Origin of the sequence: Pseudomonas sp. MD330_10, from assembly GCF_042610415.1 — a bacterium.
Taxonomy (GTDB): Bacteria; Pseudomonadota; Gammaproteobacteria; order Pseudomonadales; family Pseudomonadaceae; genus Aquipseudomonas; species Aquipseudomonas rhodesiae.
Window position 1 is genome coordinate 167679 of sequence record NZ_JBHGZU010000005.1, and the last position, 8077, is coordinate 175755.

Annotated in this window: 8 protein-coding genes; 1 reads left to right on the forward strand and 7 read right to left on the reverse strand. The window is 62.1% G+C overall.

The genetic code is table 11. From position 1 onward, the window contains the following. Window positions 1-69: 69 nt before the first annotated feature. The 6 genes from ACFZPT_RS10160 to ACFZPT_RS10185 form a co-directional block, all read right to left on the reverse strand. Window positions 70-1065, reverse strand: a complete 996-nt coding sequence (locus ACFZPT_RS10160) for an esterase-like activity of phytase family protein (protein WP_099313055.1) — start codon at window positions 1063-1065, stop codon at window positions 70-72. Beyond that, window positions 1065-2969, reverse strand: a complete 1905-nt coding sequence (gene parE, locus ACFZPT_RS10165; protein ID WP_034095584.1) for a DNA topoisomerase IV subunit B — start codon at window positions 2967-2969, stop codon at window positions 1065-1067. The genes ACFZPT_RS10160 and parE overlap by 1 nt, the downstream gene beginning before the upstream one ends. A 54-nt stretch (window positions 2970-3023) precedes the next feature. After that, complete coding sequence (locus tag ACFZPT_RS10170; protein ID WP_034095583.1) at window positions 3024-3632, reverse strand: YqiA/YcfP family alpha/beta fold hydrolase; 609 nt, start codon at window positions 3630-3632, stop codon at window positions 3024-3026. Window positions 3633-3753: 121 nt separating this feature from the next. Continuing rightward, window positions 3754-4569: a 3',5'-cyclic-AMP phosphodiesterase gene (gene cpdA / locus ACFZPT_RS10175; RefSeq protein ID WP_034095582.1), complete on the reverse strand. Its 816-nt coding sequence runs from the start codon at window positions 4567-4569 to the stop codon at window positions 3754-3756. Between the two features lie 97 nt (window positions 4570-4666). Then, window positions 4667-5116, reverse strand: a complete 450-nt coding sequence (locus ACFZPT_RS10180; RefSeq protein ID WP_003171323.1) for a DUF1249 domain-containing protein — start codon at window positions 5114-5116, stop codon at window positions 4667-4669. Continuing rightward, complete coding sequence (locus tag ACFZPT_RS10185; RefSeq protein ID WP_379555209.1) at window positions 5107-5724, reverse strand: NUDIX domain-containing protein; 618 nt, start codon at window positions 5722-5724, stop codon at window positions 5107-5109. Before ACFZPT_RS10185 ends, ACFZPT_RS10180 begins: the two co-directional genes overlap by 10 nt. Before the next feature lie 193 nt (window positions 5725-5917). Between ACFZPT_RS10185 and ACFZPT_RS10190 the strand changes: the two genes are divergently transcribed. Beyond that, window positions 5918-6664, forward strand: coding sequence for an RsiV family protein (locus ACFZPT_RS10190; protein WP_034095580.1), 747 nt, complete (start codon window positions 5918-5920; stop codon window positions 6662-6664). Here the strand turns inward: ACFZPT_RS10190 and cytX are convergent. Further along, window positions 6633-7922 (reverse strand): putative hydroxymethylpyrimidine transporter CytX, encoded by a 1290-nt coding sequence (gene cytX / locus ACFZPT_RS10195; protein ID WP_099313054.1) that lies wholly within the window; start codon window positions 7920-7922, stop codon window positions 6633-6635. The genes ACFZPT_RS10190 and cytX overlap by 32 nt on opposite strands. Window positions 7923-8077: the final 155 nt, after the last annotated feature.

Sequence of the window (8077 nt, forward strand, 5' to 3'; positions counted from 1 at the left end):
GCCTCATCAATAGTGGGTAAGGCGCAGCGGAACGGCCGCTGCGCTGATTCGATTCAAAAAGGGGCCGATTCATGGCTGGGCGCTCCAGCCGCCGGCCGGGGCGGCGAAACGATAGACCATGGGGCGTTTTTCACCATCGGCCCGGGGGCCGAAATTGTTGTCGATGCCCAGCCAGGCCCCGCTGTCGTCAATGACCAGCGCCTCGGCCAAGCCATAGGGCTGGGCGTAGCGGCGTTCGGGGGTCAGGGTTTCGTCGGCGAACGACCAGCACAGCTCGACCTTGGCCGTGACCGCATCGCGCCGGCAAATCTGGAACGCATTACGCTCCAGGGTAAACAATTTGCCGTTGTACAGCGCCAGGTCGGCAAAATCCTTGGACACCGCCTTGGCATCGGTGAACTTGGCCGGCTGCACTTCCTGGCCGGCCTCGCTCAGCAGTACGCACGGGCCATCGCAATCCCAGAGGCTTTGCGCACGCTTGATGGAGATCAGCCCGCGCCGCTCGCGCTCGGCCGCCAGCCAGAGCTGGTTGCCTTCCGGGTTGATCACCAATCCTTCAAACAACGCATTGAAGTGCAGCAACATGCCGCTGGCGCGGGCCTCTCGCACCATGCCGGGGGCGATTTTCAGCCATTCCGGCGCGCCGCTCACCGGCACCTTCAGCACCGCGGCATGGGCTTCGCTGACAATGTACTGATTACCCATGCCATCACAGCTGATGCCTTCAAAATCCAGGTCACCGCCGCGAATGAACGAAGCGGCCTTGGTACGCGAGCGCAGCCCCCAGGGCAAGCCGGAGTCCGGCACCGGCGGCACCTCGATCTTTACCGCTTCGGCCTGCCAGGTGGGCGCACTGGTATCCAGGCGATAAATATGATCGTCATCACGATCGGACACCGTCCACAGTTCGTTACCGCACTGCGCCAGCCCCGACAGGTTGCCGCCGCGCATGCCGTCCACCGGGTGTTCGGACACGAGTTTGAGTTCCACCACGGGCGCGGCGGCGACGGTGGTCGCTGCCAGCCCGCTCAACATCAGGATCGCCAGGGCGAAGCCTGTGCGCATCAGCCCAGAACCTCGGCCAGGTTGCCCTTGGATTCCAGCCAGGATTTGCGGTCCCCGGCGCGCTTCTTCGCCAGTAGCATGTCCATCATTTCACTGGTGGCGGCGAAATCGTCCAGGGTCAACTGCACCAGGCGCCGGGTGTTCGGGTCCATGGTGGTTTCACGCAGTTGCGGTGGGTTCATCTCGCCCAGGCCCTTGAATCGGGTGACCTGGGGCTTGCCGCGTTTCTTTTCGGCTACCAGACGGTCGAGGATGCCATCGCGCTCGGCTTCGTCCAGGGCGTAGAAGATCTCCTTGCCCAGGTCGATCCGGTACAACGGCGGCATGGCGACGTAGACGTGGCCGGCATCCACCAGCGGACGGAAGTGCTGCACGAACAGCGCGCAGAGCAAGGTGGCGATGTGCAGGCCGTCGGAGTCGGCGTCGGCGAGAATGCAGATCTTGCCATAGCGCAACTGGCTCATGTCGGCCGCGCCGGGGTCGACACCGATCGCCACGGCAATGTTGTGCACTTCTTGGCTGGCCAGGACTTCGCTGCCATCGACTTCCCAGGTGTTAAGGATCTTGCCGCGCAACGGCAGGATCGCCTGGTATTCCTTGTCCCGCGCTTGTTTGGCGGAGCCGCCGGCGGAATCACCTTCGACCAGGAACAGTTCCGAGCGCATCGGATCCTGCCCTGCGCAATCGGCCAGTTTGCCCGGCAGCGCTGGGCCTTGGGTGATGCGCTTGCGCTCGACTTTCTTGCTGGCCTTGAGGCGACGCCCGGCGTTGTTGATCGCCAGCTCGGCCAGGGCAAGGCCTAGTTCCGGATGCTCGTTGAGCCACAGGCTGAAGGCATCCTTGACCACCCCGGAGACAAACGCCGCCGCTTCACGGGACGACAGGCGTTCCTTGGTTTGCCCGGAGAACTGCGGCTCCTGCATCTTCATCGAGAGCACGAACGCGATGCGCTCCCACACGTCTTCCGGCGCCAGCTTCACGCCGCGCGGCAGCAGGCTGCGGTATTCGCAGAATTCGCGCATGGCATCCAGCAAGCCCTGACGCAGACCGTTGACGTGAGTACCGCCCTGGGCGGTCGGGATCAGGTTGACGTAACTTTCCTGCACGCTGTCGCCGCCTTCGGGCAACCACAGCAGAGCCCAGTCGACGGCTTCCTTGTTACCCGCCAGGCTGCCGCAGAACGGCTCGTTGGGCAGGCGTTCGAAGTCGCTGACCGAGTCTTCCAAATAGGAACGCAGGCCGTCTTCGTAATGCCACTCGACCTTCTCGCCGGTGCCCTTGTCTTCAAAGGTGACCAGCAGCCCCGGGCACAACACGGCCTTGGCCTTGAGCACGTGCTTGAGGCGGCTGATGGAGAATTTCGGCGAATCGAAGTATTTCGGGTCCGGCGCGAAGTACACGCTGGTGCCGGTGTTGCGCTTGCCGACGGTGCCGATCACTTCCAGGTCGGTGGCTTTGTAGCCATCGGCGAAGGTCATCTGGTACTCGTTGCCATCGCGCTTGACCTTGACCCGCACCAGGGTGGACAAGGCGTTGACCACGGAAATCCCCACGCCGTGCAAGCCGCCGGAAAACTGATAGTTCTTGTTGGAGAACTTGCCGCCGGCGTGCAGCTTGGTAAGGATCAGCTCGACGCCCGGTACGCCTTCTTCTGGGTGGATGTCCACGGGCATGCCGCGACCATCGTCGGACACTTCCAGGGAATGGTCTGCATGAAGAATGACGTGCACCGACTTGGCGTGCCCGGCCAAGGCTTCGTCGACGCTGTTGTCGATGACTTCCTGGGCAAGGTGGTTCGGCCGACTGGTGTCGGTGTACATGCCGGGGCGTTTGCGCACCGGGTCGAGGCCCGAGAGGACTTCGATGGCGTCGGCGTTATAAGAGCTAGCGCTGGGAGTGGCCATGGGGTCTCATCGTGAGTCGTTCGATTAAAAAGTAACCTGCGGTTTGCAAGGCAATTACAGTGCCGAGAAATCGAAGGATTGATACTGATCTGCGCCAATGCCGGCAAAACTGAGCAGCGCCGGCAGTTGCCGGGCAAACCCTTGGTAACCATGATCGCCACCGGCCTGGATGCGTAAGGCACAGGCCCGGTAATACTGCTGGGCGAGGCGATAATCCAGTGTTTCATCGCCGGTCTGCAACCACACTTGATAACGCGCAGCATCCTGGGGAGCCGGCACTTCCAGCTCGGCCAGCGCCGTCACATGGTCCTGGGTCAGTTCCCAGGTTTCATCGGTGTAGAGGTTCTTCTGGATGCCCAGGTAACCGTCGAACATCCGATGGGGGCTGACCGCCGGGTTGACCAGCAGCGCCTTTAGGCCATGGCGCTCGGCAAGATGGGTTGCATAGTAGCCGCCGAGGGAGCTGCCGACCAGCAGCGGCCGCCCCAACTGGGCAATGGCTTGTTCCAATTGAGGAATTGCCTGACGTGGATGGTGATGCAGGGCCGGCACGCGCAACTGATCGGCCAGGCCCAGAGCGTCCATCACACCCATCAACTGGCTGGCCTTGTTGGACGCCGGCGCGCTGTTGAAGCCGTGGATATACAGGATCGAAGCCGACATGCCGGGCTCTCCATGCTTACGCGAAAAAGGCGCAGTTTACAGGGATCGGGGTGGCGTGAGCAGCCGATGATCCAACTGGGGGCAAGCTATCTCCCACCGTTATGAGGAGTGTTTACGGTCTTTAATAGCCGTTGCTGCCGTAATCGATGGTAAAGGCGAAATCTTTAAGCCGCTCCACCCCGGTCTCCAACCGCCCATCGGCATGCATACGCAACCAGCGATAGCCCGGTGCCTGCTCGCTGACCTTGAAATCCTCGCTGCCCGGCGCGAACTGGATGCAGGTGGACGGCGACGCCAGCAGGCGCACGCCATTGCGCTCGCGGTCGATCTCCTGGTGCACGTGGCCCCAGAGCACGGCCTTTACCTGGGGAAAGCGGTCCAGCACGGCAAACAGGGCCTCGGGGTTGCGCAAGCCGATGGGCTCCATCCATGCGCAGCCGAACGACACCGGATGGTGGTGGAAGCACACCAGGTGATGACGATCCGGCGCCTCGCTCAAGGATTGAGCGAGCAATTGCAGCTGCTGGTCCTCCAGATAACCCGGCACGGAGCCAGGTACGGCGGAGTCCAGCAGGGTAATGCGCCAGTGGCCGATATCGACCACCGGTTCCAGCAAATCACTGTGCTCGGCGGCTTGGGCCATGATGAGCGGTTCGTCGTGATTACCGGGGATCCAGCGCGCGGGAGCGTCGATGGCCGCGGTCAAGGCGCGAAACTGCTGATACGACTCAAGCGTACCGTCCTGGGACAGATCCCCCGTGGCCAGCATCAGGTCGATAGACGGCTGTTGCTCGCGCACCAATTCGATTACCCGCTGCAGGCTCTCGCGGGTATTCATGCCCAGCAACGTGGCGTCGCCCTCGGCAAACAGGTGGCTGTCGGACAGTTGCACCAGCAACGCCGAAGCGTCGGGGCTCACGGTGGATACGCTCGGCAAGGCGTTCTCCCAAGGCAATCACAGAAATGGACGGTTGGCGCGATTATGCTGGGCAGGACACAAAGAGGAAACCTAAGGAAGCAGACGCAGTTCACATCTACCGCACGACTTCGAACTCGTGCCCAAGTGCCAGGCAATGGCTCAGCCATTCACCGAGGAACACATTGAGCTGGGCTTTTTCATCGGGCTGATGCATGAACACATTCGGGTAAGGATAGATGCTGCGAAAGCGTCGCGCATGTTCGGCGCTGATTACTTCGGCCATGCGTGCGTCGTGGTACACCTGCACTTCCAGTTGCGGTACCGGCAACCATGGCAGGCTGTGTTCCTGGCGCACGCGCAGGGTGGTGGTGTACGGGCAATTGACGATAACTTCCAGGGCCAGTACGCCGAGCATCTGGTCGCCATGGGTCACGCCGATACGCCGCGCCTCGGGGGCGTGGCGCATGTCGGGAAGCAAGCGCATCAGCCGCGCATAGTTGGCCTCGCAGGCCGCTTGCAGCCCGATCAGGTCGACTCGATAACGTTCCCGTGCCTTTACTGCCATAACCCCCTCACTTCCGCGCGGTTAAGCGCTAGCCATTGCAGGGCGATAATGCTGGCTGCGTTGGAAATTCTGCCGTCGCGCACCGCTTGCAGAGTATCGTCGAATGCCCAGCGGGTGACGCGGATGTCTTCTGCCTCTTCTTCCAGGCCGTGAACGCCACCTGCGCCCGTGCTGTCGCAACGGCCCAGGTACAAGTGGACGAACTCGGTGCTGCCGCCGGGCGACGGGAAATACTTGGTGATCGGCCACAACGCGGAGAAGGTCAGCCCAGCTTCCTCCTCGGCTTCACGGTGCGCAACCTCCTCCGGTTGCTCATCCTTATCGATCAAGCCGGCGACCATCTCCACCAGCCACGGGTTGCCCGCGCGGCCCATGGCGCCCACGCGAAACTGCTCGATCAAGACCACCTCGTCGCGCTGCGGATCGTAGGGCAATACACACACGGCGTCGTGACGGACGAAGACTTCGCGGTTGATCACCCGGCTCATCCCGCCATCGAATTTCTCGTGGCGCAGTTGCACGCGATCGAGTTGGTAGAAGCCCTTGTAGGCATTGTCGCGCTTAACGATTTCAATCGTGCTCGGCGTCGATTTTGCAATGTCCGTCATATCCCTTCCTCGTTATGCCTGGGCGATTCGCGCCATCCTAACGCGCTCGCGCCCCTTGGTGCAGCCCCTTTCCGGTTGCCGGGATAGACGGCGGACGTCAAACTCACTCTAAATAGCTTAGTGGCGAACTGACTGCCTCGCTGGCAGTCGAAGCACCACAAATTTCGCTCTTATCGTTAGACGAAGGACATCCATGTCGCTCTTAAAGATTGCCTCCGTGGCCTGCATCGCATTGACCCTCGGTGCCTGCCAAAGCCTGTTCCAACCGAGCTATCGCACCCCGCTGGAAGCCACTCGCGACGCCACCGAGCAGAGCAAGCCGGGCTGCGCCAGCGCCGACTGCCCGCTGGTGAACATCGACACCGTGCACTTTGCCAAAGAGCCCAAGCTCGACGCCTTGATCGAGCAGCGCCTGCTGGACATGACCCGCACCACCCCGAACGAGCCTTTGCCCACAAGCCTGGAAACGTACCGCGAGCAGTTCCTGAAAACCGCCGCGCCGCGCAACAGCATGTATTTGCAAGCCAAGGTACGCGAGCAGCATGACGGCTTGGTGATCATCGAACTGTCCAGCTATCTGGACCAAGGCGCCACCCATGGCGAGCCGGGCCGCGCGTTCATCAACTATTCGCGTCAGCAGCAAAAAGCCCTGTCCCTGACCGACATGCTGCTGCCGGGCAAGGAAGACGCATTCTGGAAAGCCGCCCAGGTCGCCCACAATAGCTGGCTGATCAGCACCCGCCTGAGCCTGGAGCAGGAGTTCGTGAAGACCTACCCCTTCCAGAAAACCCCGAACGTGGCGCTGACCTACGGCGGCGTGATCCTCAAGTACCCGACCTCGACCATCGCACCGTACGCCCTGGGCCACGTCGAGTTGCAGATCCCTTACTCGCGCCTGGAAGGCATCCTCAAACCCGAACTGGTGCCCGCGCGCCGCTGAAGGCTCGCCCAAGCATGAACTGCAGCAACCCTGCCAGCACCAGCGCCGGCAGGGTCGCGCCGATATCCGGGTAGACGTTGGCCAGCAAGTGATAGGTAGCAACCCCACCCAACCAGGCCAACAGCGCCGGCCAGCGCAGAGCAGTCGGTATGCCCTGGCCGCGACGGCGCAGGACAAAATGGTCCACCAGCACCACGCCGAACAGCGGCGCGAACACCGAACCGATCAACAGCAGGAAATTCTGGTACTGCGCCAGCGGCGCCAGGCAGGCGATCAGGGTACAGATCACGCCGATGGCCAATGCCAGGTGCTCGACTTTCAAACGCAGCAACATCCCGCTGGACACCGCCGCCGAGTGGATATCGGCAAAGGCGTTTTCCGATTCATCCAACAGGATCAATAGCAGCGGAATCCCCAGTCCAGCCCCAGCCAATGCCAGCAGCAGCGCATTTACTTCACCGCTCGGCGCGAACGCCAGGGTGTAGGCCACGCCCAGGCTCATCAGCCAGAAATTACCGATAAAAAAGCCCAGCGCGGTGCCGCCGAATACGCTTTTGGCGCGTTTACCGAAGCGCGAGTAATCGGCGATCAGCGGCAGCCAGGACAGCGGCATGGCGATGGCGATATCAAACCCCACCGCAAAGGGCATCGAACCGTCACCGGCCTGAGCCCAGAGTGCGCCGAGGTCGGCCTTGGCGAACAGGTTCCAGGTCAGCCACAGGCAGGCCGCCAACAGCAACCAGATGCCCCATTTACGCAGGATCTGGCGCACGAACGTCAGCGGCCCGCTGACCGCCAGCAAGGTTGCCAAACCACCGAAAAACAGCGTCCACAATAGCGGGCTGGCCAACAGGCTGCCCTCGCTGAACGCCCGCGTGCCCAACAGGCTGGCGGCATCACGCATCACGATGATTTCGAACGAGCCCCAGCCGATCAACTGCAACAGGTTGAGCAGCGCCGGCAGGCTGGCGCCCTTGGCCCCAAGGCTGAGCTTGAGCGCAGCCATGGCGGACAAGCCGGTGTCGCTACCGATCACACCGGCAGCGGCCAGCAACAGCACGCCGACCAGAGTGCCGAGGAAAATCGCCAGCAAGGCACCCGACAAGCCCAGGCCCGGCGCGAGTAATGCGCCGGTCTGCAGGACCATCAGGCCGATGCCGAGGGAGAACCACAGGGAAAACAGGTCGCGGGCGCCGAAGACTCTTTTGTCAGCAGGCACTGCGAGGTCAGGAGAATAGGTACTCGGTTGAATGCTCAAGGTGGGTATCTCTTGGGGACTTTTTTGTTTGGGGAGATTGCAATCGGGGGCAAACCCCCACCCCCAATAACGGGCGGGGGGGGGCTTGCCCCCCAAAAACGCCGGAAAAGCCCCCCCCCCAATGGATAACAACCTCTTGTACAAAAAACAGCCAT